The sequence below is a fragment of the Hydrogenophaga sp. SL48 genome (assembly GCF_021729865.1).
GTDB lineage: Bacteria > Pseudomonadota > Gammaproteobacteria > Burkholderiales > Burkholderiaceae_C > Hydrogenophaga.
In genome coordinates, this window is sequence record NZ_CP063400.1 from 4,719,427 (window position 1) to 4,745,117 (window position 25,691).

Annotated in this window: 28 protein-coding genes; 27 read left to right on the forward strand and 1 reads right to left on the reverse strand. The window is 69.8% G+C overall.

Annotated elements, in window-relative coordinates:
* The first annotated feature begins 537 nt into the window (after nt 1-537).
* From IM738_RS22370 to IM738_RS22380, 3 genes are all read left to right on the forward strand, one after another.
* Entirely contained in the window at nt 538-1,266 is a 729-nt protein-coding gene (locus tag IM738_RS22370; RefSeq protein ID WP_236963233.1) for a response regulator, read from the forward strand.
* Nucleotides 1,266-2,456, forward strand: a complete 1,191-nt coding sequence (locus IM738_RS22375) for an ATP-binding protein (RefSeq protein WP_236963234.1) — start codon at nt 1,266-1,268, stop codon at nt 2,454-2,456. The genes IM738_RS22370 and IM738_RS22375 overlap by 1 nt, the downstream gene beginning before the upstream one ends.
* Before the next feature lie 82 nt (nt 2,457-2,538).
* On the forward strand, nt 2,539-3,207 hold the full coding sequence (locus IM738_RS22380; protein ID WP_236963235.1) for a hypothetical protein: 669 nt from the start codon (nt 2,539-2,541) through the stop codon (nt 3,205-3,207).
* A gap of 84 nt (nt 3,208-3,291) precedes the next feature.
* Here the strand turns inward: IM738_RS22380 and IM738_RS22385 are convergent, their stop codons facing one another.
* Nucleotides 3,292-3,612, reverse strand: a complete 321-nt coding sequence (locus IM738_RS22385) for a hypothetical protein (protein ID WP_236963236.1) — start codon at nt 3,610-3,612, stop codon at nt 3,292-3,294.
* Between the two features lie 625 nt (nt 3,613-4,237).
* Between IM738_RS22385 and IM738_RS22390 the strand changes: the two genes are divergently transcribed.
* The 24 genes from IM738_RS22390 to IM738_RS22505 all read left to right on the forward strand — a co-directional run bounded on the left by IM738_RS22390 (nt 4,238) and on the right by IM738_RS22505 (nt 25,635).
* Nucleotides 4,238-5,326, forward strand: coding sequence for a hydrogenase small subunit (locus IM738_RS22390; protein ID WP_236966385.1), 1,089 nt, complete (start codon nt 4,238-4,240; stop codon nt 5,324-5,326).
* Nucleotides 5,327-5,350: 24 nt separating this feature from the next.
* A complete protein-coding gene (locus IM738_RS22395; RefSeq protein ID WP_236963237.1) occupies nt 5,351-7,210 on the forward strand; it encodes a nickel-dependent hydrogenase large subunit in 1,860 nt (619 codons plus the stop codon).
* Nucleotides 7,211-7,366: 156 nt separating this feature from the next.
* The gene (locus IM738_RS22400) at nt 7,367-7,969 is read left to right on the forward strand and encodes a HupE/UreJ family protein (protein WP_236963238.1); all 603 of its coding nucleotides are present in this window, start codon (nt 7,367-7,369) and stop codon (nt 7,967-7,969) included.
* Nucleotides 7,970-8,010: 41 nt separating this feature from the next.
* Complete coding sequence (gene cybH, locus IM738_RS22405) at nt 8,011-8,739, forward strand: Ni/Fe-hydrogenase, b-type cytochrome subunit (protein WP_236963239.1); 729 nt, start codon at nt 8,011-8,013, stop codon at nt 8,737-8,739.
* Nucleotides 8,740-8,743: 4 nt separating this feature from the next.
* Nucleotides 8,744-9,067: a HigA family addiction module antitoxin gene (locus tag IM738_RS22410; protein ID WP_236963240.1), complete on the forward strand. Its 324-nt coding sequence runs from the start codon at nt 8,744-8,746 to the stop codon at nt 9,065-9,067.
* A 22-nt stretch (nt 9,068-9,089) separates the two neighbouring features.
* Entirely contained in the window at nt 9,090-9,761 is a 672-nt protein-coding gene (locus IM738_RS22415) for a HyaD/HybD family hydrogenase maturation endopeptidase (protein WP_236963241.1), read from the forward strand.
* Between the two features lie 3 nt (nt 9,762-9,764).
* Nucleotides 9,765-10,070, forward strand: a complete 306-nt coding sequence (locus tag IM738_RS22420) for a HypC/HybG/HupF family hydrogenase formation chaperone (RefSeq protein WP_236963242.1) — start codon at nt 9,765-9,767, stop codon at nt 10,068-10,070.
* 20 nt (nt 10,071-10,090) lie between these two features.
* Nucleotides 10,091-10,597, forward strand: a complete 507-nt coding sequence (locus tag IM738_RS22425) for a hydrogenase (RefSeq protein ID WP_336886533.1) — start codon at nt 10,091-10,093, stop codon at nt 10,595-10,597.
* Nucleotides 10,598-10,623: 26 nt separating this feature from the next.
* The gene (locus IM738_RS22430; protein WP_236963243.1) at nt 10,624-11,505 is read left to right on the forward strand and encodes a hydrogenase expression/formation protein; all 882 of its coding nucleotides are present in this window, start codon (nt 10,624-10,626) and stop codon (nt 11,503-11,505) included.
* 2 nt (nt 11,506-11,507) lie between these two features.
* The gene (locus tag IM738_RS22435; protein WP_236963244.1) at nt 11,508-11,750 is read left to right on the forward strand and encodes a rubredoxin; all 243 of its coding nucleotides are present in this window, start codon (nt 11,508-11,510) and stop codon (nt 11,748-11,750) included.
* Between the two features lies 1 nt (nt 11,751).
* Nucleotides 11,752-12,336, forward strand: a complete 585-nt coding sequence (gene hybE / locus IM738_RS22440) for a [NiFe]-hydrogenase assembly chaperone HybE (protein ID WP_236963245.1) — start codon at nt 11,752-11,754, stop codon at nt 12,334-12,336.
* Nucleotides 12,333-13,505, forward strand: coding sequence for a hypothetical protein (locus IM738_RS22445; RefSeq protein ID WP_236963246.1), 1,173 nt, complete (start codon nt 12,333-12,335; stop codon nt 13,503-13,505). The genes hybE and IM738_RS22445 overlap by 4 nt, the downstream gene beginning before the upstream one ends.
* The gene (locus IM738_RS22450) at nt 13,498-13,845 is read left to right on the forward strand and encodes a hydrogenase maturation nickel metallochaperone HypA/HybF (RefSeq protein WP_236963247.1); all 348 of its coding nucleotides are present in this window, start codon (nt 13,498-13,500) and stop codon (nt 13,843-13,845) included. Before IM738_RS22445 ends, IM738_RS22450 begins: the two co-directional genes overlap by 8 nt.
* 19 nt (nt 13,846-13,864) lie before the next feature.
* On the forward strand, nt 13,865-14,914 hold the full coding sequence (gene hypB / locus IM738_RS22455) for a hydrogenase nickel incorporation protein HypB (RefSeq protein WP_236963248.1): 1,050 nt from the start codon (nt 13,865-13,867) through the stop codon (nt 14,912-14,914).
* 13 nt (nt 14,915-14,927) lie between these two features.
* Nucleotides 14,928-16,079 (forward strand): Kae1-like domain-containing protein, encoded by a 1,152-nt coding sequence (locus tag IM738_RS22460; protein WP_236963249.1) that lies wholly within the window; start codon nt 14,928-14,930, stop codon nt 16,077-16,079.
* On the forward strand, nt 16,070-16,390 hold the full coding sequence (locus IM738_RS22465) for a HypC/HybG/HupF family hydrogenase formation chaperone (protein WP_236963250.1): 321 nt from the start codon (nt 16,070-16,072) through the stop codon (nt 16,388-16,390). Before IM738_RS22460 ends, IM738_RS22465 begins: the two co-directional genes overlap by 10 nt.
* Complete coding sequence (gene hypD / locus IM738_RS22470; protein ID WP_236963251.1) at nt 16,387-17,556, forward strand: hydrogenase formation protein HypD; 1,170 nt, start codon at nt 16,387-16,389, stop codon at nt 17,554-17,556. The genes IM738_RS22465 and hypD overlap by 4 nt, the downstream gene beginning before the upstream one ends.
* A complete protein-coding gene (gene hypE / locus IM738_RS22475; RefSeq protein ID WP_236963252.1) occupies nt 17,553-18,665 on the forward strand; it encodes a hydrogenase expression/formation protein HypE in 1,113 nt (370 codons plus the stop codon). Before hypD ends, hypE begins: the two co-directional genes overlap by 4 nt.
* Nucleotides 18,666-18,843: 178 nt before the next feature.
* Nucleotides 18,844-19,365 carry a hypothetical protein gene (locus IM738_RS22480; protein WP_236963253.1) on the forward strand — a complete coding sequence of 174 codons (522 nt, stop codon included), beginning with the start codon at nt 18,844-18,846 and terminating at the stop codon, nt 19,363-19,365.
* Nucleotides 19,366-19,372: 7 nt separating this feature from the next.
* Nucleotides 19,373-21,127, forward strand: a complete 1,755-nt coding sequence (locus IM738_RS22485) for an enoyl-CoA hydratase-related protein (RefSeq protein ID WP_236963254.1) — start codon at nt 19,373-19,375, stop codon at nt 21,125-21,127.
* Between the two features lie 71 nt (nt 21,128-21,198).
* Nucleotides 21,199-22,584 (forward strand): sigma-54-dependent transcriptional regulator, encoded by a 1,386-nt coding sequence (locus IM738_RS22490; protein WP_236966387.1) that lies wholly within the window; start codon nt 21,199-21,201, stop codon nt 22,582-22,584.
* Nucleotides 22,581-24,404 (forward strand): NAD(P)H-dependent oxidoreductase subunit E, encoded by a 1,824-nt coding sequence (locus IM738_RS22495; protein WP_236963255.1) that lies wholly within the window; start codon nt 22,581-22,583, stop codon nt 24,402-24,404. Before IM738_RS22490 ends, IM738_RS22495 begins: the two co-directional genes overlap by 4 nt.
* Nucleotides 24,401-25,105 carry a 2Fe-2S iron-sulfur cluster-binding protein gene (locus tag IM738_RS22500; RefSeq protein ID WP_236963256.1) on the forward strand — a complete coding sequence of 235 codons (705 nt, stop codon included), beginning with the start codon at nt 24,401-24,403 and terminating at the stop codon, nt 25,103-25,105. The genes IM738_RS22495 and IM738_RS22500 overlap by 4 nt, the downstream gene beginning before the upstream one ends.
* Entirely contained in the window at nt 25,102-25,635 is a 534-nt protein-coding gene (locus tag IM738_RS22505; RefSeq protein WP_236963257.1) for an NADP oxidoreductase, read from the forward strand. Before IM738_RS22500 ends, IM738_RS22505 begins: the two co-directional genes overlap by 4 nt.
* The last annotated feature ends 56 nt before the right edge of the window (nt 25,636-25,691 follow it).

The following is a 25,691-nucleotide window of genomic DNA, read 5'->3' on the forward strand; positions in this document are numbered from 1 at the left end:
TGCAAGAACTGGCCAGGTCATGGCACCTGGAACAGTTCATGTGGGCAACACCGTGTCGCGACAGCGGGTATCGACTTCAGACAGTGGTGATGCAGCGGGACACTTCAGACTCCTGGGGATTTCCGATGGGACGACGCTCACCATGAGCGGTCGCAGGAAATGCAAGGGGCGCATTCTCGGTGGGGCCAAGCGCAGGCGTCAATGGACACGTTGTCGTGTCGCCACACGCGACGTACCCGCTGGGCGGGCAAGAAGGGTAGCCCCACTTTGATGATTGCGGAGAAGGCGGCGCGGTGGATCGTGGCCGGAGTGTGACCCCCACGCTTCTCCGCTGCGCGGGTCGCTGCCCCCCGAGGGGCTGGGCCTGCCTTGGGGCGGCCCGGCGGCTGGCCCGATGAACCCCACTCCACCTTGGCACTGCCTTGCGGCGGATCGTGTCCACTGCGTAAAGAAGCTGACACACAGCCTTCCGTCGGTCCTCCTTGCCTACACTGGCACGCTGAGCGCTTTTCCCGGCACCCCTGGCGGTGCGGTCCCATGCCCGAGACCCCTTCTTCCCCGACCCCCCTGATCCATTGCCTGCTGGTCGACGACGACCCGGACATCCGCGAGTTGCTCACCGGTTTCCTGCGGCCCTTCGGCATGGTGCTCGACACCGTGGCCGACGGCGTGGCGCTGCGCCAGCGCCTGCCGGCCGGCGGGGTCGATGTGCTGTTGCTCGACCTGATGCTGCCCGGCGAAGACGGGCTGAGCCTGTGCCAGTGGCTGCGGCCGCTGTGGCCCCGGCTGCCGGTGATCATGCTCACCGCTCAGGGCGACATGCACTCGCGCGTGCTCGGCCTGGAGCTGGGCGCCGACGACTACCTGCCCAAGCCCTTCGAGCCGCGCGAGCTGGTGGCGCGCATCCGCGCGGTGCTGCGCGGCGGCCCCGGGCCGGCCGTGCCACCCGTGCGCCACCGCATCGGTGGCTGGATCTTTGACCGTGTGCAACGCCGCCTGCAGTCGCCCGAGGGTGTGGTCACCCCGCTGTCGGCCGCCGAGTACCGCCTGCTCGTGGCCTTCATCGACCACCCGGGCCAGGGGCTCTCGCGCGAGCGCCTGCTCGAACTCACCCGCGCGCCCGGCGTGGACGCCAACGAACGCAGCATCGACCTCGCGGTGTCGCGCCTGCGCGCGAAGTTCGGCGGCACCGACGGGCTGTCGGGTCCGATCCGCACCCTGCGTGGCATGGGCTATGTGTTCCAGCCGCTGGAGGGCTCGCGATGATGAAGCGCTGGCGTGAACGCCTGGGGCGGCTGGACTCGCTGTTCCTGCGCCTGTTCCTGCTGATGTGGTTCACGCTGGTGCTCAGCCAACTGGTGGCGTTCTCCGTGGTGTCGCCGGTCGGCATGCAATGGATCGGGCGCCTGTCCACCGACGGCGCCGCCGCCCTGCCGCCGTTGCCCTCGTTGCCGCCGGGCAACCCGCTCACGGTCGGTGCGGGCGATGGTGCGCCGCCCCCGTGGCCGGCGTGGCGTCCGCCCGTGCCCCCGGTGCTCGGGCCTGAAGGCGAACACCCGCCGGCTGGCTGGGGCGGCATGCCGGCGCGGTCGCTGTGGCTGGACTACGCGCTGCGCGCGCTGCTCATCGGCGTGGGCGCGGCCATCGGCGCGCGCTGGCTGTCGGTGCCCATGCGGCGCCTCGCGCAGGCCTCGACCACGCTCTCGCAAGGCCTGGCCGAAGGCCGCGACCCGCCCGCGCTCGACGAGGCCCACGGCACGGTGGAGGTGCGCGATTCGGCCCGCGCCTTCAACCGCATGGCCCAGGCCCTGAAACACCAGTTCGACCAGCGCAGCCTGCACATGGCCGCGGTCTCGCACGACCTGCGCACGCCGCTCACGCGGCTGCGCCTGCGCCTGGAGCAGCTGCCGAGCGACGCGGCCCGCGCGGCGGGCGCCGACATCCGCGCCATGGACGAGCTGATCGACGCGTCGCTCGCCGTGGTGCGCGAGCAGTCCACCGCCGCAGGGCCCGAGCTGCTCGACCTGGGCGCGCTGCTGCAGTCGCTGACCGACGACCTGGCCGAGCAGGGGCTGCCGGTCTCGCTCGCGGGCGACGCTGAGGCCACCCCGGCCCTGCGCGTGCGGGCGCACCCGGCCTCGCTGCGCCGGGTGGTGGACAACCTGGTGGACAACGCCCTGCGCCATGGTGGTGTGGCACGGCTGGGTTGCCGGCAGGTCGGTGGCTGGGTCGAGGTGACGGTGGACGACGACGGGCCGGGCATCGCGCCCGCGCAGCTGGAGCGCGTGTTCCAGCCCTGGGTGCGCCTGCCGGACGGCGCCGGCGCGAGCGGCAGCGGCAGCGGCCTCGGGCTCGCCATTGCGCGCGACCTGGCGCAGCGCGACGGCGCCACCCTCACGCTCGACAACCGCCCCGAGGGTGGGCTGCGCGCGCGCCTGCGACTGCATTTGGAGTGATCAGCCCGAACGGGTTGCTCTGTGTCCGCCGGTACACAAACCGCAGCAACAGGGTTCACACGCGCTGAACAGAATGCGGCCCATGCACCCCATGGCCACCGTCCTGCCCACCGCCCTCCCGCCCGGTCGAGAGGTCGAGCCCGAACCCGAGGTCCCGCTGCTGCAGGTGCGGCCCACGCGCCGCCCCTACCCGCTGCCCGAGTTCGTGGACGCGTCGCCCGCACTGCGCAGCGACCTGGCGCCGCCGGGCCTGGGCGTGGCGCTGACCCTGGCGTTGCGACTGCACGACGGCGCGGGCCAGGCGATCCAGCGCGCGGCGGTCTACATCTGGCACTACGACCCCTGCTGCTGGCTGTTGGACGCCGGCGACGACGAGCTCAGGGCCGTGGCCATGATGCGCGGCATGCAGCTCAGCGACGCCGACGGCCATGTGTGCTTTCACACCGTGTACCCGGGCCGCTACCGCGACAACACCGTGCCGGTGGTCCTGCAGGTCTATTTCAACGACGGGCGCCACGTGATCGCGCGCGCCGACGCCTGCCTGCTGATGCCGGCGCTGGCCGTGGGCGCGGCCGAGGAGTGGGCGCTGGCGCCGCCCGCACCACCCAGCCTGCGCCCGCCGCGCTTCGGCGCCGCCCGCGACGTGTCGACGCTGGTGCCCGACCGCCTGGTGGCCGACCCCGAGCGCGGTGGCCTGCGCGCCGAGCTGTCGATGGGCATCGCGCTCGATCACGCACAGCCGACCCACTGACCACCCCCTCGCGCTCTCGGGCTGGTGGACACGACGGCTTCGTGCCCGCCGCTGGAGCGGTTCGCGTGATGCGCTGACGGGGGGTCAGCGCAGCCGGCCGATGTAGCGGGTTTCCAGGTCGGCGGCGGTCGATGGCGCCTTGAGCCTGCCTTCGATCACCGTCAGCAGCGGAACCGGCGGCGCGGCGGGTCTTCGTGCCGGAAGCACCAGGGCTTCCAGGCGCTCGGCCAGCGGCAGCAGGTCGTCGTGCCCGTCTTCGCTCGCCTTGTCCCGCGCGAAGCGGACGATGGCCTGCGCGTACTCAGGGTTGTGGACCATCCACTCGGTGTCGGTCACCCGACCGGTCTTGCGCCTGAGCAGCACATGCAGGTGCGCTGCGGCGGCAAACGCCTCGTTTTGCGACATGGGTTTTCCTTTTCCAACGACAGGCCGGGATCTGCATTTCCCGTGCCATGCCTCGCGAGCGCTGCCGGGGGCGCCCGCCTGCACCATGGCAGGGATTTCAGGCCAGGGGCGGTGCGGCGGTTTCGCTGCACGCGTGGCGAGCAGGGCCTCGAAGTCCCGTGACACCCAAGGGAAAGCCCCGATGCACAGGGCTGGTGCGGGCCGCTATATTTCCGTCACTCGCGAACGGTGCCCAGCACCGGTGACCGCGGGGGACCGAGGAGACAACCCCGTCCAACTAGAACATTGTTTCAGCGTCCCCAGAGATGCAACTGATCACAAACCGACCTCACAAGGGTCGGTTTTTTTTCGCCTGTTGCCCGGTGATCGGTCGGCGCCCGAGTGGATGAATGGTTTCCGGTTTGTCCGGTCAACTGGAAGATTGTCTGATCCTCCCGGCAAGGGAGAGTCGCCAGAGGGCGATGGTCTCTGTAAAAAATTGTTGTGAAACAAGGGCTTGAAGAGGCCTGTTGGTGTTTTCCCTTGGTTGGCCCATCGTGGCCTGGCGATTGCAAACGGTCACACACCTGCCTGCAACGGCGGGGCCCGGTTCTGCCCCACACCAGCCAACGGAGACAACCCCATGATGGAAACCTTTTACGAGGTGATGCGCCGCAAGGGCATTTCGCGCCGCAGCTTTCTGAAGTACTGCTCGCTCACCGCCACCTCGCTCGGGCTGGCGCCCTCGTTCGTGCCGCAGATCGCGCACGCCATGGAAACCAAGCCGCGCACGCCGGTGCTCTGGCTGCACGGTCTGGAATGCACCTGCTGCACCGAATCGTTCATCCGCTCGGCGCACCCGCTGGCCAAGGACGTGGTGCTGTCCATGATCAGCCTGGACTACGACGACACCCTGATGGCTGCCGCCGGCCACCAGGCCGAGGCGATCCTCGAAGAGATCATGACCAAGTACAAGGGCCAGTACATCCTGGCCGTGGAAGGCAACCCGCCGCTGAACGAAGACGGCATGTTCTGCATCCAGTCGGGCAAGCCCTTCATCGAGAAGCTCAAGCACGTGGCGAAAGACGCCAAGGCCATCATCGCCTGGGGTTCGTGCGCTTCGTGGGGCTGCGTGCAGGCCGCCAAGCCCAACCCGACGCAGGCCACGCCGATCCACAAGGTCATCACCGACAAACCCATCATCAAGGTGCCGGGCTGCCCGCCCATCCCCGAGGTGATGACGGGCGTGATCACCTACATGCTGACCTTCGACAAGATCCCCGAGCTGGACCGCCAGGGCCGGCCGAAGATGTTCTACAGCCAGCGCATCCACGACAAGTGCTACCGCCGCCCCCACTTCGACGCCGGCCAGTTCGTCGAGACCTGGGACGACGAGTCCGCGCGCAAGGGCTACTGCCTCTACAAGGTCGGCTGCAAGGGCCCGACCACCTACAACGCCTGCTCCACCGTGATGTGGAACGAGGGCACCAGCTTCCCGATCAAGGCCGGCCACGGCTGCATCGGCTGCAGTGAAGACGGCTTCTGGGACAAGGGCTCGTTCTACGACCGCCTGACCGACATCCACGCCTTCGGCATCGAAGCCAACGCCGACGAGATCGGCGGCACGGCGGCCGGTGTGGTCGGTGCCGCGGTCGCGGCGCACGCCGCCATCTCGGTGGCCAAGCGCGCCCGCGACAAGGCCGTCGAGGCCAAAGCGGCGTCCACCAACAGCTGATCCAGACACACGAGGAAGAACACCATGGGTGCTTACGAAACACAGGGCTTCAAGATGGACAACACCGGCCGGCGCATCGTCGTCGACCCGGTCACGCGCATCGAGGGCCACATGCGCTGCGAGGTCAATCTCGACAGCAACAACGTCATCCGCAACGCGGTGTCCACCGGCACCATGTGGCGTGGCCTGGAGGTGATCCTGAAAGGCCGCGACCCGCGCGACGCCTGGGCCTTCGTGGAACGCATCTGCGGCGTCTGCACCGGCTGCCACGCGCTCACCTCGGTGCGCGCGGTGGAAGACGCGCTGGGCATCCGCATTCCGCTGAACGCCCACCTGATCCGCGAGATGATGGCCAAGACGCTGCAGGTGCACGACCACGCGGTGCACTTCTACCACCTGCACGCGCTGGATTGGGTCGACGTCGTGTCCTGCCTGCAGGCCGACCCGAAGAAGACCAGCGACCTGCAGCAGATGGTGTCGCCCGCGCACCCCATGTCGTCGGCCGGCTACTTCCGCGACGTGCAGAACCGCCTGAAGAAGTTCGTCGAGAGCGGCCAGCTCGGCCCGTTCGCCAACGGCTACTGGGGCAGCAAGGCCTATGTGCTGCCGCCCGAGGCCAACCTGATGGCCGTGACGCATTACCTGGAGGCGCTGGACCTGCAGAAAGAGTGGGTCAAGGTGCACACCATCTTCGGTGGCAAGAACCCGCACCCCAACTACCTGGTGGGCGGCGTGCCCTGCGCCATCAACCTCGACGGCAACGGCGCGGCCGGCGCCCCGATCAACATGGAGCGGCTGAACTTCGTGCAGGCCCGCATCCAGGAAATGATCGACTTCAACAACAACGTCTACATCCCGGACGTGCTGGCCATCGGCACCATCTACAAGAACGCCGGCTGGCTGTACGGCGGTGGTTTGAGCGCCACCAACGTGGCCGACTACGGCACCTACGAAAAGGTGCCTTATGACCACAGCACGCACCAGCTGCCCGGCGGCGTGATCCTCGACGGCAACTGGGACAAGATCCACGCCATCGACCCGCGCGATCCCGAGCAGGTGCAGGAATTCGTGAGCCACAGCTGGTACAAGTACGGCGATGAAACCAAGGGCCTGCACCCCTGGGACGGCGTCACCGAAGCCAACTACGCCCCCGAAGGCCCGAACTTCAAGGGCACGCGCACCAAGATCGAAAACCTGGACGAAAGCGCCAAGTACTCGTGGATCAAGAGCCCGCGCTGGCGCGGCCACGCGGTCGAGGTCGGCCCGCTGTCGCGCTACATCCTGGGTTATGCCCACGCGATGCAAGGCAACAAATACTGCCAGCGCGTGAAGGAGCAGGTGGACGGCGCGGCGGTGGCGATCAACAGCGCCATCCCCAAGGCCCTGGGCCTGCCGGAAACCAACTTCTCGCTCAAGCAGCTGCTGCCCACCACCATCGGCCGCACCCTGGCCCGTGCGCTGGAGAGCCAGTACGCCGCCGAGATGATGATGGACGACTTCAAGCAGTTGATCGGCAACATCAAGGCCGGCGACACCAGCACCGTCAACGCCGACAAGTGGGACCCGTCCACCTGGCCGAAAGAAGCCAAGGGCGTGGGCACGGTCGCCGCACCGCGCGGCATGCTGGGCCACTGGATCAAGATCAAGGACGGCAAGATCGAGAACTACCAGTGCGTGGTGCCCACCACCTGGAACGGTTCGCCGCGCGACACCAAGGGCCAGATCGGCGCCTTCGAGGCCTCGCTCATGAACACGCCCATGGTCAACCCCGAGCAGCCGCTGGAGATCCTGCGCACGCTGCACAGCTTCGACCCCTGCCTGGCCTGCTCGACGCACGTGATGAGCGAAGACGGGCAGGAGATGGCGAAAGTGACCGTCCGGTGACCCCCCCCTGCGCCGCTTCGCGTCTTCCCCCCAGAGGGGGGACGCACCCAGTGGCCCGGCAAAGCCGGTTCCACGGGTGCCCTGGGTGGGACACGCGCTCCGGCGCCGCCCACAGGGTCATCTGATGCAATGAGTCGTCAATACAAGGAGAAAGACATGCAATCGAAAAACATCCGTCGCGCGGCCACCGCTGCGCTCTTGGCCGGTCTGGCCGGCGCCGCGCAAGCCCACACCGGTCACGGCACCCACAGCCTCATGGAGGGCCTGGTTCACCCCTTCGGTCTGGACCACCTGCTGGCCATGGTCGCCGTGGGCGTGTGGTCGGTCTCGGCCCTGCCGCAAGGCAAGGCCTGGCAAGGCCCCGCCACGTTTCTGCTGGCGCTGGTGGCGAGCGCGGCGCTGGGCGCGGCGGGCGTGAGCCTGCCGTTCCTGGAGCAGGGCGTGGCGCTGTCGGTGGTGCTGTTCGGCGCCATGCTGGTGCTGGCCCGCCAGCCGATGCCGGCGGCCGTTGGCTTGGGGCTGGTGGCCGCGGCGGCTTCGCTGCACGGCCTGGCGCACGGCGCTGAAACACCGGCCACGGGCTTCGCGGGCTATGCCGCAGGCTTTTTGCTGACCACGGCCGCGCTGCACGTTGGCGGCGTGGTCGCGGGTCTCGGCATCCGCCGCGCGCTGGTCGAGCGCAGTGGCTGGGCGCTGAGCGGCCTGGGCGTGCTGCTGGGCTCAGCAGGCCTGGTGCTCTTCGGTCAGCTGGCGGCCTGACGGCCACCCCGATCCACGGCAACCGTTTTCTGGAGGCCACCATGTCCACCACATCCGAACAACTGATCGACGCCACCGGCATCGACGAAAGCGCCGTCTCGCACGGCCAGACCACCAAGTCGGTCTATGTGTACGAAGCGCCCGTGCGCCTCTGGCACTGGATCAACGCGGCGTCCATCACCGTGTTGGCGCTCACCGGCTACTTCATCGGCAGCCCGCTGCCGACCATGCCGGGCGAGGCCAGCGCGCACTACCTCATGGGCTACATCCGCTTCGCGCACTTCACGGCGGGCTACCTGCTGGCCGTGGGCCTGATCGGTCGCACCTACTGGGCGCTGGTGGGCAACCACCACGCGCGCGAAATGTTCTGGGTGCCGGTCTTCCAGAAGGCCTACTGGAACGAGGTGCTCACCATGCTCAAGTGGTACGCCTTCCTGATCCCGAGGCCGGGCCGTTACGTGGGCCACAACCCGCTGGCGCGTTTTGCCATGTTCTCGGGCTTCCTCATGCTCACGCTCTTCATGATCGTCACCGGCTTCGCGCTCTACGGCGAAGGCGCGCAGATGGGCTCGTGGCAGGAGCGCATGTTCGGCTGGGTGATCCCGCTGATGGGCCAGAGCCAGGACGTGCACACCTGGCACCACCTGGGCATGTGGGCGCTGATCATCTTCATCACGCTGCACGTGTACGCCGCGATCCGCGAGGACATCATGGGTCGGCAGAGCATCGTCTCGACCATGATCTCTGGCCGCAGAACGTTTAAAGACTGAAGTCATGAAGCCGGTCGCCGCCAGCTGGACCATCCCCCCGCGGGGCGTGCCGGTGCGCACGCCCATGCACCCGGGGCGGCTGCTGGCGCGCACCTGCCTGGCGCCGCTGGGCTTGAGCCAGAGCGAGGCGGCCCGCGTGCTGGGCCTGTCGCGCCGCCGGCTGCACGAGCTGGTGCACGGCCAGCGCGCGATGTCGCCCGACACCGCCATCCGCTGCGCGCGGCAGTTCGGCATCGACGCCGGCTTCTGGCTTGCGCACCAAGCTGCCTGGGACAGCTTCCACGCCTGGAAGCGCCTGTGCGCGCCGACGCCTTCTTCCTCCCACTGACCGCTTGACGGGACCACCCACCATGAGCCTTCTTCCGTCTGAAACCACCTGTCACCCCGGTGGTGACACCCCCGCCCAGCCGCAGACCATCGTGGTGCTCGGCATCGGCAACCTGCTCTGGGCCGACGAAGGTTTTGGCGTGCGCTGCATCGAAGCGCTGCAGCGCCGCTTCGAGTTCGCCGAACACGTCTCGCTCATCGACGGCGGCACGCAGGGCCTGTACCTGATCCAGCACGTGCAGGCGGCCGACGCGCTGCTGATCTTCGACGCCATCGACTACGGCCTCGAACCCGGCACCCTGAAGCAGGTGCGCGACGACGCCGTGCCGCGCTTCATGGGCGCCAAGAAGATGAGCCTGCACCAGACCGGTTTCCAGGAGGTGCTGTCGCTCGCGCAGCTCACCGGCAAGTACCCGACGAACGTGTTGCTGATCGGCTGCCAGCCGCAGGAGCTGGAGGACTACGGCGGCAGCCTGCGCCCGGTGGTGAAGGCCGCGATGGAAGAGGCGCTGGCCCTGGGCGTGGACCAGATCGCGCGCTGGGGCGGTGAGCCCGCACCGCGCCGCACGCCGCTGGGCGAACGCGAGGCCGTGACCCTGGACGAACTCGCGCTGGCCGCCTACGAAACCCAACGGCCCGCATCCGACGCGGCCTGCCGGATCGGCGACGACCGCTTCATGCCCAAGGAAGCCTGAGCCATGTGCATCGGTTTGCCCATGCAGGTCACCACCACCGAGCCCGGCCACGCCTGGTGCGAAGGCCGCGGCGAGCGCCGCCGTGTCACCACGGCGCTGGTCGGTCCGCTGGAGCCCGGCGACTGGTTGCTGGTGTTCCTGGGCGACGCGCGCGAACGCATCGACGCCACCCGCGCCGCTGAAGTCAACACCGCGCTGGACCTCGTGCTCGGCGCCATGCAGGGCTTCGATGCCAGCGGCGACGCGGGCTTCACCCTGCCTTCCCAGATGACGGCCGAACAGCTGAAACAGCTCTCCGGTCAGCTTTAAAACTTCACTCAGGAGACCCCATGAACACTGCCACAGAAACCCCCAGCCGTGCCTTTGCGCTGCCCGTGCCCGACACCAACCCCGCGCCCCCGCTGGTGATGCGTCTGGCGCGCGACTTCGGTGCCGCCTGGGTCGAAGAGACCACCGTGGCCGCCTGGAGCGCGGGCGGCGGTGACCGCGTCGTGCTGCTCGCCGGCGACCCGGTGCGTTTCCCCGAAGGCCAGGACGTGGCGGCGGTGTTGCCCGAGCTGATGAAGAGCTTCCCCAACCGCTTCCAGATCGCCGTGGTGCCGCGCGACAACGAGGACGCGGTGGCGCGCCGCTACGGCTCGCAACGCTGGCCCACGCTGCTGTTCTTTCGCGACGGCCAGTACGTCACCGCCATCGCCGGCATGCAGGACTGGGACGTGTACCTGAACGGCGTGGCCGCCGCGCTCACCATGCCGCCCTCGCGCCCGCCCACCATCGGCATCCCGGTGGTGAGCCAGGGCGGCGCTGGCGCCAGCAGCGACAGCAGCTGCCACTGAACCCCACAGACCACCAAGGACACCCCATGAAAGACTTCCCCATTCCGCTCGTCGCCCTCGGCCCGGGCACCCAGTCCGAAGACGAGTCGCTGGACTACCTGCCCATGCCCAAGGACATGGACACCTACCGCCCGCCGGTGTTGCCCGAGCCCGAAGAGCTGGCCGGTCGCGACGCGGCCCGCGCGGTGCTGGACCAGGTGCTGGCGCTGCTCGACCGCACGGCCGAGCGCGGCCCGGGCGGCCAGGTGTCGCTGACCGCGTTGCCCGCGGCCGACCTGCGGCTGGTCAACCAGATCATGGGCGAGGGCGAGGCCAGCGCCCTGGTGCGCGAAGAAGACGGCGCGCTCGAAGTGCGCATCCAGGAGGCGGTGCTCGCGGGCGTGTGGCGCCTCATCACCTTCCGCACGGTGGACGGCGAACGCATGCTGATCGACGACGTGATCGAGGTCGGCCCGGTGCCCGCGCTGCTGCGCGCCATCGCGGTCGACGATGTGTGGCCCCAGGGCAGCATGCCGCAGTGGGCCGGCCCGCTGCCGCCCAACGTGCAGAACGCGCCCCTGCTGGTGGAAGAGATCCGCGACCAGGTCGCGGGATGGAAACCCGGCCAGGTCTCGCACGTGGTCAACCTCACGCTGCTGCCGGTCACGCCCGAAGACATCGGCTTTCTCGACCACCACCTGGGCACCGGCCGCGTGCTCATGCTCTCGCGCGGTTACGGCAACTGCCGCATCTCCAACACGCGCTTGCCCAACTGCTGGCGCGTGGTGTACTACAACTCGATGGACAAGGTGATCCTCAACACGGTCGAGGTGGTGGACATGCCCGAGGTGGCCATGGCCGCTCCCGAAGACCTGCGCGATTCGCACGAGCGCCTGCTCGACGTGGTGACCTACCTCGAAGGGGTGTGAACATGGCCGGCGCGGACCTCTCCAACGGATTCGAGGGCTTCGAAGGCTCGTACCTGGGCAACCGCGATGTGCTGCGCCCCGGCTCGCGCCTCGAATGCAAGATCTGCTGGTGGGTCTACGACCCGGCGCTCGGCGACCCGCAATGGCAGATCGCCCCCGGCACACCGTTCGCCGACTTGCCGCCGCACTGGCGCTGCCCGAACTGCGATGGCGATGCCGAGCAGTTCCTGATGCTGGAGGATTGAGATGAACTCCCTGCGCCGCTCCGCGTCTTCCCCCTTGCAGGGGGACCTCACCAGCAGCCCGGCAGAGCCGGCGCTGCGGTGTGTGCTGGACATGCGCGTGCAGACCCTGGTGGACTTCTACCGCCACGTGCAGACCGAGCGCATGGTGGGCATCCCTTTGCTGAACCCGGCCCTGTGCGTGGAGGCGGTCGGCTTCGAGTGGGCCGAAGGAGAAGAGGGCGCCGAGCCCGTGGCCGAAGGGGTGCTCATCACGCCCTGGTTCATGAGCCTGCTGCGCCTGCCTTCGATGAACCTCCCCCACGGCCACCGCGTGGGCTGCAAGTTCGTGCGGAACTTCGGCAGCGAACGCTTTGATTTCATCGGCGCACACGATCCCGCCATCGGCTACCACGAGACCTGTGCGCTGTTCTCCCCCATGAACGGTTTCACCGGCCAGGACCTGGCGCGCGAGACCGCGCAGGCTTCGCTGGCGCTGGTCCGTCCCCAGCCCGAACCCGACGCGGTGCCGCCCGTGGCGGCCGAGCCGCTGCCGCCGCGCCGCGGATTTTTCATGGCCCGCCGCCCGGACGCGGGAGCATCCGCATGAGCTTGGTCACCCCGGTGAACGATCTGTCCGCGCTGGCCGGCCGCCTGCGCGTGGCGCCGGGCGCGCCGCTGCCGCTGGCCTTGCAGAGCAGCCGCCAGGACTGGGCTCCAAGGCTCGCACGCGGGCAGGCCGCGAGCGCCTTGCCCGGCCTGACGGCCAGCCTGTTCAACCTCTGCAGCCACGCGCACCGCCTGTGTTCGCAGCTCGCCATCGAGGCCGCCGCGCCCGGCCTGCTGCCCGCGCCCTCGCAGGTGGCGCAGCGCCTGCGCACCGAGACCGCGCAGGAACACATCCGCCGCATCGGCCTGGACTGGCCGCGCCTGCTGGCCACCGACGCGCAGGGGTCGTGGGCCACCCTGGCGCAGGCCGCCCTGCAGGCCTGTCCGCTGCTCGCGCCCACCGCCGCAGCCGACCCCTGGCCCGCCACGCTCGCCTGGCTGGAGGATCAGCTGCTGCAGATGCCGGCCACCACCTGGCAACGTGCCTGGCAGGCCTGCGGTGCCGACTGGCTGCTCGACTGGAGCCACCGCCACACCGGCTGGCTGCCCACGCTGCTGCGCGTCGCGCGCGAGGCCGACACGGCGGCCCTGCTGGACCCGGCCACGGCCTTGCGTGCCCACGCAGACCTTGTGGGCCAACGCAGTTTGTCCGCTGCGCTGGCACTCACGCCCGGCTTCGCGCTGCTCCCCCTGTGGCACGGCGCCCCGGCCCACACCGGCCACTGGACGCGCCTGAACGACCTGCCCGGCGGCCTGCCGCTCACGCCCTGGGCGCTGCTGGGCAGCCGCATCGCCGAACTGATCCGCCTCTGCAAGCCCGATGCGCCAGGGCAGGGCGGCGCGGCCTGGCTGTCCTTCGGGTCGCTGAACACCGGGCCGCACCAGGGCATGGCCTGGGTGGAGATGGCGCGTGGCCTGCTGGTGCACCAGGTGGAGATCGACCGCGCAGATGGCGGCGCGCGCGCGGCCGATTGCCGTGTGCTCGCACCGACCGAATGGAACTTCCACCCGCAGGGTGTGGTGGCCCAACACATCGCCGGGTTGAACGCCACCGAACCCGCCGCGACCGTGGAGCGCCGCGTGCGCCTGCTCATGGCCGCGTTCGACCCCTGCGTGCCGTTTGACGTGGCGCACGGTGTACCCACCTCGAAGGAGGCACACCATGCATGAAGCCAGCCTCGCCGGCGGCGTGTTGCAGCTGGTCGAAGACACGGCGGTGAGCGAAGGGTTTTCGCGCCTGCTGTCGCTGCGGCTCGAAGCCGGCCAGCTCGCGGGGGTGGACGTGCGCGCCCTGCGTTTTGCGCTGGAGAGCCTGGCGCCCGGCACCGTGCTGGAGGGCGCTGTGATCGATATTGAAGAACCGCCCGGCCAGGCCTGGTGCATGGGCTGCGCCCAGACCGTGGCCATCCACCAGCGCGGCGACGCCTGCCCGGGTTGCGGCAGCTACCAGCTGCAACCCACGGGCGGCATGGAATTGCGTGTGATTGACATGCAAGTCAGTGATGATTGAATGAACCAGGAGACAGACCATGTGTGTTGTGTGTGGATGCAGTGACAACAGCCCGGGCCATGCCCGGCATATCCAGACCCACGCGGGCGAGGCCGGCGTGGTGCAGGTGAACCCTGGCAACGGCGACCTGCACTTCGGTGCCGGCGCGGCCCGCGTGTCGGTGCCCGGCATGAGCCAGGCCCGCGCCATCAAGCTGGAGACCGACATCCTCGGCGCCAACAACCGCGTGGCCCAGCAGAACCGTGCGCACTTCGAAGCGCACGGCGTGACCGCGCTCAACCTCGTGTCCAGCCCGGGCTCGGGCAAGACCACGCTGCTGTGCGCGACCATCGAAGCGTTGAAAAAGCACGCGCCCGGCCTGCACGTCGCGGTGATCGAAGGCGATCAGCAAACCAGCTTCGACGCCGACCGCATCCGCGCCACCGGCGCGCCCGCGATCCAGGTCAACACCGGCAAGGGCTGCCACCTCGACGCGCCCATGGTGAGCGAGGCCTTTGCGCAGCTGCACAGCCACGACGATCACGGCCATCACAGCCATCACAGCCATCACAGCCATCACAGCCATCACAGCCATGACCACGACCACCACGATCACGGGCATGGTCACCACCACCATGACGGTGCGCACAGCCTGCTGTTCATCGAAAACGTAGGCAACCTCGTCTGCCCCGCCGTGTGGGACCTGGGCGAGGCCGCCAAGGTCGCCATCCTCTCGGTGACCGAGGGCGAAGACAAGCCGCTCAAGTACCCCGACATGTTCGCTGCGGCATCGCTCATGGTGCTCAACAAGACCGACCTGCTGCCGCACGTGAAGTTCGACGTGGCGCGCTGCATCGAGCTTGCCCGGCGTGTGAACCCGACAATTGAAATCATTCAGCTCTCGGCCACCACGGGCGAAGGCATGGACGCCTGGTTGCACTGGCTCGACCACGCCATGGGCCAAGGCCATCACCACCACGAAGAACCTGCGCCTTCGGCGTCTGAAGCTGCGTTGCGTGATCGTGTGGCACAGCTCGAAGCCGAGCTGGCGCAAGCCCGCGCAGCCTTGTCTGCAGACGCCACGCATTGACTCTGGGCCAACGATGAACCGCGCTGCTTTGCCCACCGTGCTCGCCTGCGGCGCCTGGCTGAAAAACGCCGCCTGCCTGCTGGTGGATGGCCCGCCGGTCTGGTCGGCGGTGCACGGAGACCTCAGCGACCCGGCGGCCTGCGCCGCACTCGAAGCTTCGGTGCAGGCCCTGCTGGCTGAACACGGCGCGCCCATCGCGGCGGTGGCGCACGACCTGCACCCGGACTTCTTCAGCACCCAGCTCGCGGTGCAGCTCGCCGCCACGCTCGGCGTGCCCGCCATCGGCGTGCAGCACCACCACGCACACATCGCGGCCGTGGTGGCCGAACACCGCATCGAAGGCCCCGTCATTGGCCTCGCGCTCGATGGTGTGGGCCTGGGCACAGACGGCCAAGCCTGGGGTGGTGAACTGCTCTGGGTGGACGGCGCGAACTGGCAGCGCCTGGGCCACTTCACGCCCCTCGCCTTGCCCGGCGGCGACCGCGCCGCGCGCGAGCCCTGGCGCATGGCGGCGAGCGCCTTGCACGCGCTCGGCAGAGGCGATGAAATCACCACCCGTTTCGCGCCGCAAGTCGGTGAGGCCGTGGCGTCAGTCGTGCAGCAGATGTTGGCCAAAAACCTGAACTGCCCCGTCACCAGCAGCACCGGCCGCTGGTTCGACGCGGCGGCCGGTGCGTTGGGCCTGAGCGTGCGCCAGACCGACGAGGCCCAGGCCGCCATCGCACTCGAAGCCGCCGCCGCGCGCTGGCTCGCCCAACACCCCCACACCGCGCCGCTGCCCGGCGCGGTCATCGACGCCCAGAACCGCCTCGACCTGCGCGGCCTCATGCTCGCGCTGTTCGACGCCGGCCCCGATGGCGTGGACGCTGCGGCCGCGGGCTTCCACCTCGCGCTGGCCGATGCGCTGGCCGAGTGGGCTGTCCGTGCCGCCCAAGAACGCGGCAGCCGCGACGTGTGCCTCGGCGGCGGCTGCTTCTTCAACCGCATCCTGCGCGAGCGGATCACCGAGCGTCTGCAGGTGGCGCACCTGCGTGTGCACCGGCCACTCGACAAAGGCTGCGGCGACGCCGGCCTCGCGCTCGGCCAGGCCTGGGTCGCGGCCCGGCAGCTGGCCGCGATCACTTCACAAGAACAACCCACGAAAGAGACCGAACCATGTGTCTAGCCATTCCCGCCCAGCTGGTGGAGCTGCGCCCCAACGACCAGGCCGTGGTCAACCTCGGCGGCATCCGCAAAGAGATCTCCATCGCGCTGGTGGAGGGTGTGCAGGTGGGCGACTACGTGATCGTGCACGTGGGCCACGCCATTGGCGTCATCGACCCGGAAGAGGCCGAACGCACCTTGGCGCTGTTCGCCGAGATGCAGTCGACCGGGGAGGAGGGACCCAGCGCCGGGCCGCCCCAAGCTGGGTCAGCCCCCTTGGGGGGCAGCGAACCACACGAAGTGGGGAGCGTGGGGGCGGAGGTCCTTTCATGAAATACATCGACGAATTCCGCGACGGCGACCTCGCCCGCCAGATCGGCGCACGCATCGCCGCCGAAGCCCGCCCGGACCGCCGCTACAGCTTCATGGAGTTCTGCGGTGGCCACACACACGCCATCAGCCGCTACGGCGTGCTGGAACTGCTGCCGTCCAACGTGCGCATGATCCACGGCCCGGGCTGCCCGGTCTGCGTGCTGCCCATCGGCCGCATCGACCTCGCGATCCGCCTCGCGCTGGAGCGCGGCGCCATCGTCTGCACCTACGGGGACACCATGCGCGTGCCTGCCAGCGACAGCCTCTCGCTCATCAAGGCCAAGGCGCGCGGCGGCGACATCCGCATGGTCTATTCTGCGGCCGACGCCATGGCCATCGCCCGCGCGAATCCGCAGCGTGAGGTGGTGTTCTTCGCCATCGGTTTCGAGACCACCACGCCGCCCACGGCGCTCGCCATCCGCGACGCGGCGCGCGAGGACCTGGCCAACTTCAGCGTGTTGTGCTGCCACGTGCTCACGCCCTCGGCCATCACCCACATCCTCGAATCGCCCGAGGTGCGCCAGCTCGGCACGGTGCCCATCGACGGCTTCATCGGCCCGGCGCACGTGAGCATCGTGATCGGCTCCGCGCCCTACGACCACTTCGCCGAGGAATACCGCAAGCCGGTGGTGATCGCCGGCTTCGAGCCGCTGGACGTGATGCAGGCCATCCTGATGCTGGTGCGCCAGGTCAACGAGGGCCGAGCCCACGTGGAAAACGAATTCACCCGCGCCGTCACGCCCGAGGGCAACCTCAAGGCCCAGGCCCTGGTGTCCGAGGTGTTCGAGCTGCGGCCGAGCTTCGAGTGGCGCGGCCTGGGCGAGGTGCCCTACAGCGCGCTCAAGATCCGCGAGGCCTTTGCCGCCTTCGACGCCGAGCGCCGTTTCGACCTGAGCTACACGCCCGTGGCCGACAACAAGGCCTGCGAGTGCGGCGCGATCCTGCGCGGCGTGAAGAAGCCGACCGACTGCAAGATCTTCGGCACCGTCTGCACGCCCGAAAACCCGGTCGGCTCCTGCATGGTGTCGAGCGAAGGCGCCTGCGCCGCGCACTACACCTACGGACGCTTCAGGGACATCCCCATCGTCGCCGCCACCGCCCCTGTCATCGAGGAGGCCACTCCATGAGAACCGACATTCACGAAGCCGGCGGCGGCGAGGCGCCCGCGCCCAGGCCGGTGAAAAAGAACTACATCCGGCCGCTCGACATCAAACACGGCCGCATCGACATGGGCCACGGCGCGGGCGGCAAGGCCGCTGCGCAGCTGATCGAGGAGCTGTTCCTCGCGGCCTTCGACAACCCATTCCTGCGCCAGGGCGATGACGGCGCGGTGCTGTCGCTGCCGGCCTTCGACCCCGCCGAAGGGCGGCTGGTGATGGCGACCGACGGTCACGTGATCTCGCCGCTGTTCTTCCCCGGTGGCGACATTGGCTGCCTTTCGGTGCACGGCACGGTGAACGACGTCGCGATGTGTGGCGCCAAGCCGCTGTACCTGAGCGCGAGCTTCATCATCGAAGAAGGCTTTCCGCTGATTGACCTGCAGCGCATCGTGAAGTCCATGGCCGCCGCCTCGCGCGAGGCCGGTGTGCCCGTGGTCACGGGCGACACCAAGGTGGTGGAGCAGGGCAAGGGCGACGGCGTGTTCATCAGCACCACCGGCGTGGGCGTGCTGCCGCCGGGTGTGTCGATCAGCGGGCGCAACGCGCGGCCCGGCGATGTGGTGGTGCTCTCCGGCAGCATTGGCGACCACGGCGTGGCCGTGCTCTCGCAGCGCGAGTCGCTGGCCTTCGAGACCACGATCGAAAGCGACACCGCCGCGCTGCACACCCTGGTGGCCGCGATGCTGGCCGCAGCCCCGGGCGCCGTGCGCGTGCTGCGGGACCCCACGCGCGGGGGCCTCGCCACCACGCTCAACGAGGTGGCGCGCCAGTCGGGCGTGGGCATGCTGCTGCGGGAGGCCGCCATTCCCGTGAAGCCGCAGGTGGACGCGGCGTGTGAGCTGCTGGGTCTGGACCCGCTCTACGTCGCCAACGAAGGCAAGCTGATCGCGGTGGTGGCGCCCGAGGCGGCCGACGCGGTGCTCGCCGCGATGCGCGCGCACCCGCTGGGGCAGGACGCGGCGCGCATCGGCGAGGTCACGGCCGACCCGCACCACTTCGTGCAGATGGCCACGCGCTTCGGCGGGCGGCGGGTGGTGGACTGGCTGAGTGGGGAACAGTTGCCGAGGATTTGTTGATCCCCGTGCATTGTTGACCCCCCCGCGCCGCCTTCGGCGTCACCCCCCCCAGGGGGCAACGCTGGCGGCCCGGCGAAGCCGGTTCCGCGGCGTTCTGGGTTGGGGCACTTCGCGTCGGGTGATGAGCGCCATGTCGGTTGAGGTCGGGGCCCAAAACAAAAGAGACGAGGAGACGGGCATGTCGAGTGGGGTGTTTCAGAAGACCGAGAGCGGCAAGGCCGAGATCGCCCGGCGGCAGGCGGGGCTGTCGGCCGCCACGCGCACGGTGCTGATCATGGTGAACGGCAGCGATTCGGTGTCGGCCCTGATGGCGCGTGGGCTGCCGCAGCTGCAGGGACATCTGGACACGCTGCTGGCGCTGGGGTTGATCGAGCCGGTGGTGGCGCGTGCCGCGCCGGCGGCGCCGCCCACGGCACCGTCCGTCACGCTACCGCCCGTGGCGCCTCTTCCGAGCGAGGTGCCGGCGAACGCCTCGCCGCTGGCCGCAGGGCCCAGCCTTGATGCCCTGCGCCGCAAAGCCCTGGTGCATCTGGGCAACCATTTCGGACCCGACACGCCCCTCGTGGCGAAGGCCCTGCTCGCCGCGCGCACGGCCGCCGAGTTCAACGCCGCGCTGGACGGCATCGAGTCCAAACTCGCCATCTACATGGGGCGCAAGCAGGCCGCGCGCGAGCTGCAGGCACTGCGCCCCGCCACCTGAACACCCGATGAACCCCTTGCGCATCCTCCTGCTCTGCCACAGCTTCAACAGCCTCACCCAGCGGCTTTTCGCCGAGCTGCGCGCGGCGGGCCACACCCTGAGCGTGGAGCTCGACATCGCCGACAGCGTGACCGAAGAGGCCGTGGCCCTGTTCCGGCCCGACCTGGTGCTGGCGCCGTTCCTCAAGCGCCGCATCCCGGCCACGGTGTGGCAGCGCGTGACCTGCCTCGTGGTGCACCCCGGACCGCCCGGTGACCAGGGGCCGTCGGCGCTGGACTGGGCGGTCTGGCGCGGCGAGCCGCATTGGGGCGTGACGGTGCTGCAGGCCAATGGCGATTTCGATGCTGGCCCGGTCTGGGCGCACGCGGCATTTCCCCTGCGCGAGGCCACCAAGGGCAGCCTGTACCGGCGCGAGGTCACCCAGGCCGCGCTGCAGGCCTCGCGGGCCGCCGTGCAACGCTTCGCTGGTGGCGAGCGCGAAGCACCGGCGTGGACCGACGGGGCGCCGCTGGTGCGCTGGCAACCTCTCTTGCGCCAGAACGAACGCGCGGTCCACTGGGCCGAAGACAGCACCGCCACCGTGCTCGCCAAACTCCGCAGCGGCGACGGCCAGCCCGGCGTGCTCGACGCGCTCTGGGGCCAGCCCTGTTACCTGGGCGATGCTCACCCGGCCAGCGCTGCCACCATGGCCGAGTTCAGCAATGCCGAACCCGGCGCCTTGCTGGCCGTGCGCGACGGCGCGCTGCTGCGCCGCACAGTGGATGGCGGCGTCTGGATCGGCCAGGCACGCCGTGCCGACCCGCCTGGCACAACGCCTGCGCAGTGCAGTTTCAAGCAGGTGGCGGCCGAGCTGTTCGCCAGCGAAGCCGCGGGTCTGCCGCAGCGCCCGGTGTCGCCGGAGCGGGCGCCCGACGAGTGGGGCGAACTGCGCTACACCGAACACGGCCCCGAGGGTGCGCGTGTGGGCTGTCTGAGCTTCGACTTCTACAACGGCGCCATGTCCACCGCACGTTGCGAACGCCTGCGCGATGCGCTGCTGCGGGTGCGCGAGCGCGACACCCAGGTGTTGCTGCTGCTGGGCGGCGAAGGCTTCTTCAGCAACGGCATCGACCTCAACAGCATCGAGGCCGCGGCCCACCGCCCGGGCGACAGCGCCGCCGACGCCTCCTGGCGCAACATCCACGCCATGAACGACGTGGCGCTCGGTGTGCTGCAGACCACCGACCGGCTCACCGTCAGCGTGCTGCGCGGCAACGCGGGCGCGGGCGGCGCCTTCCTCGCGCTGGCGGCCGACCAGGTCTGGGCGCACGGCAGCGTGGTGCTCAACCCGCACTACAAGAACATGGGCAACCTCTACGGTTCCGAGTACTGGACCTACCTGCTGCCGCGCCGCCTGGGCGAGGCGGGCGCGAAAGACCTGATGGCGCAGCGCCTGCCGCTGCTGGCCGCCGAAGCACTGAGGATCGGCCTGATCGACCACGACGATGAGGGGCCGCGCGAAGGCTTCGAAGAACGTTGCCTGGAGCGCGCGCTGGCGCTGGCCGCCTCCTACAATCAAAGTGGCGCGTTGGCAGCCCAACAGGCCCGGCGCGAGCAGGACGAAGCCCATCGTCCGCTGGCCCACTACCGCGAACAGGAACTGGCGCGCATGCACCGCAATTTCTACGGCTTCGATCCCAGCTACCACGTGGCACGCCACCACTTCGTGCACAAGCAGCCGCACGCCTGGACGCCGCGTCATTTGGCTGTGCATCGGCTGTGACACCGCCCCTCATCTCAGAAGCCCTGCCCACCGTGCTCGTGGTGGACGACGAGGTGCGTTCGCAGGACGCGATGCGGCGCACGCTGGACGAGGACTTCACGGTCTTCACCGCGAGCAGCGCCGACGAGGCGCGTGGCCTGCTGCAGCGCCAGCCGGTGAGCGTGATCCTGTGTGACCAGCGCATGCCCGGCGTGACGGGCGTGACCTTTCTGAAAGAGGTGCGCGAGCAGTGGCCGGAGACCGTGCGCATCGTGATCTCGGGCTACACCGATTCCGAGGACATCATCGCGGGCATCAACGAGGCCGGCATCTACCAGTACATCCTCAAGCCCTGGGCGCCCGACCACCTGCTCGACTCGGTGCGCAACGCCGTGGAAGCCCAGGCCCTGCAGCGCCAGACCAGCCGGCTCGACCTGGAGCTGCGCACCAGCAACCGCGTGCTGCGCCAGCGCACGGCCACACAGATGGCGCAGGCGCGCAGCAGCTTCGGCTTCGACCGCATCGTGCGCGCGCCCGGCAGCCCGCTGGACCTGGTGTGCGAGATGGCCGGGCGTGTCGCGCGTTACGACATCCCGGCGCTGGTGCTGGGCGAGTCCGGCACCGGCAAGGAACTGCTGGCGCGCGCCATGCACTACGCCTCGCGCCGCCAGTCCGGGCCGTTCGTGGTGGAGAACTGCGCCGCCATCCCCGACTCTCTGCTCGAATCCGAGCTCTTCGGCCACAAGCGCGGCGCCTTCACCGGCGCCTTCGAAGACCACCTCGGCCTGTTCCAGCGCGCCAGCGGCGGCACCGTGTTCCTCGACGAGATCGGCGAGACCTCGCCGGCGTTTCAGGTGAAGCTGCTGCGTGTGCTGCAGGAGGGCGAGGTGCGGCCCGTGGGCGGTGCGCGCCCGGTGCCGGTGGACGTGCGCGTGATCGCCGCCACCCACCGCCACCTGGAGCAGCGCGTGCGCGACGGCCTGTTCCGCGAAGACCTGTACTACCGCATCGCCGGCATCACCATCACCGTGCCACCGCTGCGCGAGCGCGTGGCCGACATCCCGCCCATCGCGCGCCAGATCGCGCTGGACGTGGCGGCCGAGCTGGGCCACCCCGGCGCCAGCCTGACCGACGAAACCCTGGCCTGCCTGCTGGCCTACCCCTGGCCCGGCAACATCCGCGAGCTGCGCAACGAGATCGCGCGCGCCATGGCCTTGCACGAAGGCGCGCAGCTGCCGCCCGGCGCCTTCTCGCCGCGCGTGCTGCAGGGCCGCGCCGCGGGCGGCGCCGACAACCTGGCCGCCGCCATCCCGAGCAGCGGCACGCTCACCGAACGCCTGGACGTGATCGAAGCCATGCTGCTGCGCGAAACCCTGCTGCGCCAGCGCTGGAACAAGACCCGCGCGGCCCAGGAACTGGGCCTGTCGCGCGTCGGCTTGCGCAGCAAGATGCAGCGCTTCGGTCTCGACAAGCCATGACCGCTTTCGACCAGTCCCGTGCCTTCCACGCCGCCGAAGCGGCACTCGCCCGCTGGGGCCACGACCCGCACGCGCTCGTGCAGGTGCTGCGCGAGACGCAGGCACAGACCCACTGGTTGCCGCGCGCCTTGTTGACGCACATCGCACAAGCCTTGCACCTGCCGCTGGCCCAGGTCGAAGGCGTGGCCACGTTCTACCGCTTCTTCCACACCCGGCCGGTGGGGCGGCTGCGGGTGCTGTTCTCCGACAACATCACCGACCGTTTGCTCGGCAGCGAGGCCCTGCTGGCCCGCCTGTGCAAGCGGCTGGGCCTGGCGCCGGGCGAGACCGATGCCCAGGGCCGGTTCAGCGCCGACCGCGCTTCGTGCACCGGCCTGTGCGACCAGGGGCCGGCGCTGCTGGTCAACCACCACCAGGTCATCACCCGCCTCGACGCCGACCGGGTGGACGCGCTCGCCGCGCTCATGTTGTCAGAGGTGCCGGTGGGCGACTGGCCCGCCGACTGGTTCCAGGTGCACAACACGGTGCACCGGGCCGATGCGCTGCTGAGCGGCCTGCCGGCCGACGAGCCCGCGCTGCCCGCCGTGCTCGCGCGCGAACCGCAGGCCCTGATCGACGAGGTGGCTCGGGCCGGCCTGCGCGGGCGTGGCGGCGCCGGCTTTCCGACCGCGCGGAAGTGGCAGGCCTGCAGCGATGCCAGCGGGCCGCAACGCTGCGTGGTCTGCAACGCCGACGAAGGTGAGCCCGGCACCTTCAAGGACCGCGCCCTGCTCAGCGACCACGCCGACGCGGTGTTCGACGGCATGACCATCGCCGCGCGCGCCGTCGGTGCGCAGCAGGGCTGGCTCTACCTGCGCGGCGAATACCGTTACCTGCTGCCGCACCTGCAGGCCGTGCTGGAGCGCCGCCGCGCGGACGGCCTGCTGGGCGCCAACGCCGCCGGCCTGCCCGGATTTCACTTCGACATCGGCATCCACCTTGGCGCCGGCGCCTACGTCTGCGGCGAGGAGTCGGCCCTGATCGAGTCGCTGGAAGGCCAGCGCGGCGCGCCTCGCATCCGCCCGCCGTTTCCGGTGGAGCGCGGCTACCTGGGGCGCCCGACCGTGGTCAACAACGTCGAGACCTTGGTGGCGGTGGCCCACATTGCGCGGCGCGGCGGCGCCTGGTGGTCCGGCATCGGCCTCGCGTCGTCCACCGGCACCAAGATCCATTCGGTCTCGGGCGACTGCGAGCGCCCGGGCCTCTACGAATACCCGATGGGCACACCCATCGCGCAGATCCTCGCCGACTGCGGCGCCCACGACACCCAGGCGGTGCAGGTGGGCGGCCCCTCGGGCACCTGCGTGCCCGCCTCGGGCTTTCACCGGCGCATCGCGTTCGACGACGTGCCCAGCGCCGGCGCCTTCATGGTGTTCAACGCCACGCGCGACCTGTTCGAGGTGGCGCGCCACTTCGCCCGCTTCTTTGCGCACGAAAGCTGCGGCCTCTGCACGCCCTGCCGCGTCGGCACCGAGCTGGTGGTGCGGCGGCTGGACAAGCTGGCCCACGAACGCGGCGCCGGTCGCGGCTCGGCCTTCGACCTGGAACGCCTGCACGAGCTGGATGAGCTGCTGCACAGCGGCACGCACTGTGGCCTCGGCGCCTCGGCCTGCAACCCGCTGCGCGACACCCTGGCCCACTTCGGGCAGGCCTACGCCTCGCGTACCACCACGCCGCGCTTTGAGCCCGAGCTGAACCTCGACGCCGAACTCTCGGCCGCGCGCCGTGTCACGGGGCGCACCGACCCGGGTGCCCACCTGCACACGGAGGACTCTCCATGAGTGGACCGCGCAACGACCCGCCTTCGGTGTTCCAGTTCGACGGCCAGCCGGTGCCGCTGCAGCCTGGTGACACCATCCTGCAGGCCGCGCAGCGCGCCGGCCACGAGGTGCCCCATCTGTGCTGGCACCCCGAGGTCTCGGCCAGTGCCTCGTGCCGGGTCTGCACGGTGCACGTCGACGGCCGGCCCGCCGCGGCCTGCACCACCGCCGCGGCCGCCGGCCAGCGCGTGGACTGTCACACCGCCGACCTGCGCACCCAGCGCCTGCGCCTGTTGCAGATGCTCTTCGTCGAGGGCAATCACTTCTGCCCCGGCTGCGAGAAAAGCGGTCACTGCCTGCTGCAGGAACAGGCACAACGCGCCGGCATGACCGACCTGCATTTCGAAGCGCTCAACCCCGAGCGCCCGGTCGACGCCAGCCACCCCGACGTGCTGTTCGAGCCCAACCGATGCATCCTGTGCCAGCTCTGTGTGCGCGCCAGCGACGAGATCGACCACAAGCAGGTCTTCGCCATCGGCGGCCACGGCATCGCCACGCGGCTGCTGATCAACAGCGACAGCGGCCGGCTGGGCGACAGCGCGCTGTCGGCGGACGACCGCGCCGCCCACATCTGCCCGGTGGGCGCGCTGCTGCCCAAGCGGATCGGCTTTGCGGTGCCCATCGGCCAGCGCCGGTTCGACGATGCGGAGACGCGTGGATGAGCACAGACACCCAAGCCCCCCGCAAGCTGCGCGTGGCCACGGTCTCGCTGGCCGGCTGCTTCGGTTGCCACATGTCCTTCCTCGACATCGACGAGCGCCTGTTCGAGCTGATCGAGCTGATTGAATTCGACCGCTCGCCGCTGACCGACATCAAGACCGTGGGGCCGTGTGACATCGGCCTGGTCGAGGGCGGGCTGTGCAACGCCGAAAACGTCGAGGTGCTGCGCGCCTTCCGCGCCAACTGCCGTGTGCTCGTGGCGGTCGGCGCCTGCGCCATCACCGGCGGCCTGCCGGCCTTGCGCAACCACCTCGATGTGGGCGACATGCTGCAGGCCGTGTACGGCACCGTGCCCAACGACCCCGAGCTGCCGCTGCCGCTCAACCGCGTGCTGCCGATCCACGAGGTGGTGCAGATCGACCACGCGCTGTCGGGCTGCCCGCCACCGGCCGACGCCTTCTGGCAGCTGTTGCAGGACCTGATGGCCGGGCGCGAACCCGCTCTGAAAAAGGGGTTGATCCGCTATGACTGAATATGGAGCCCCCCTGCGCCGCTTCGCGTCTTCCCCCCGGGGGACGGCACTGGCCG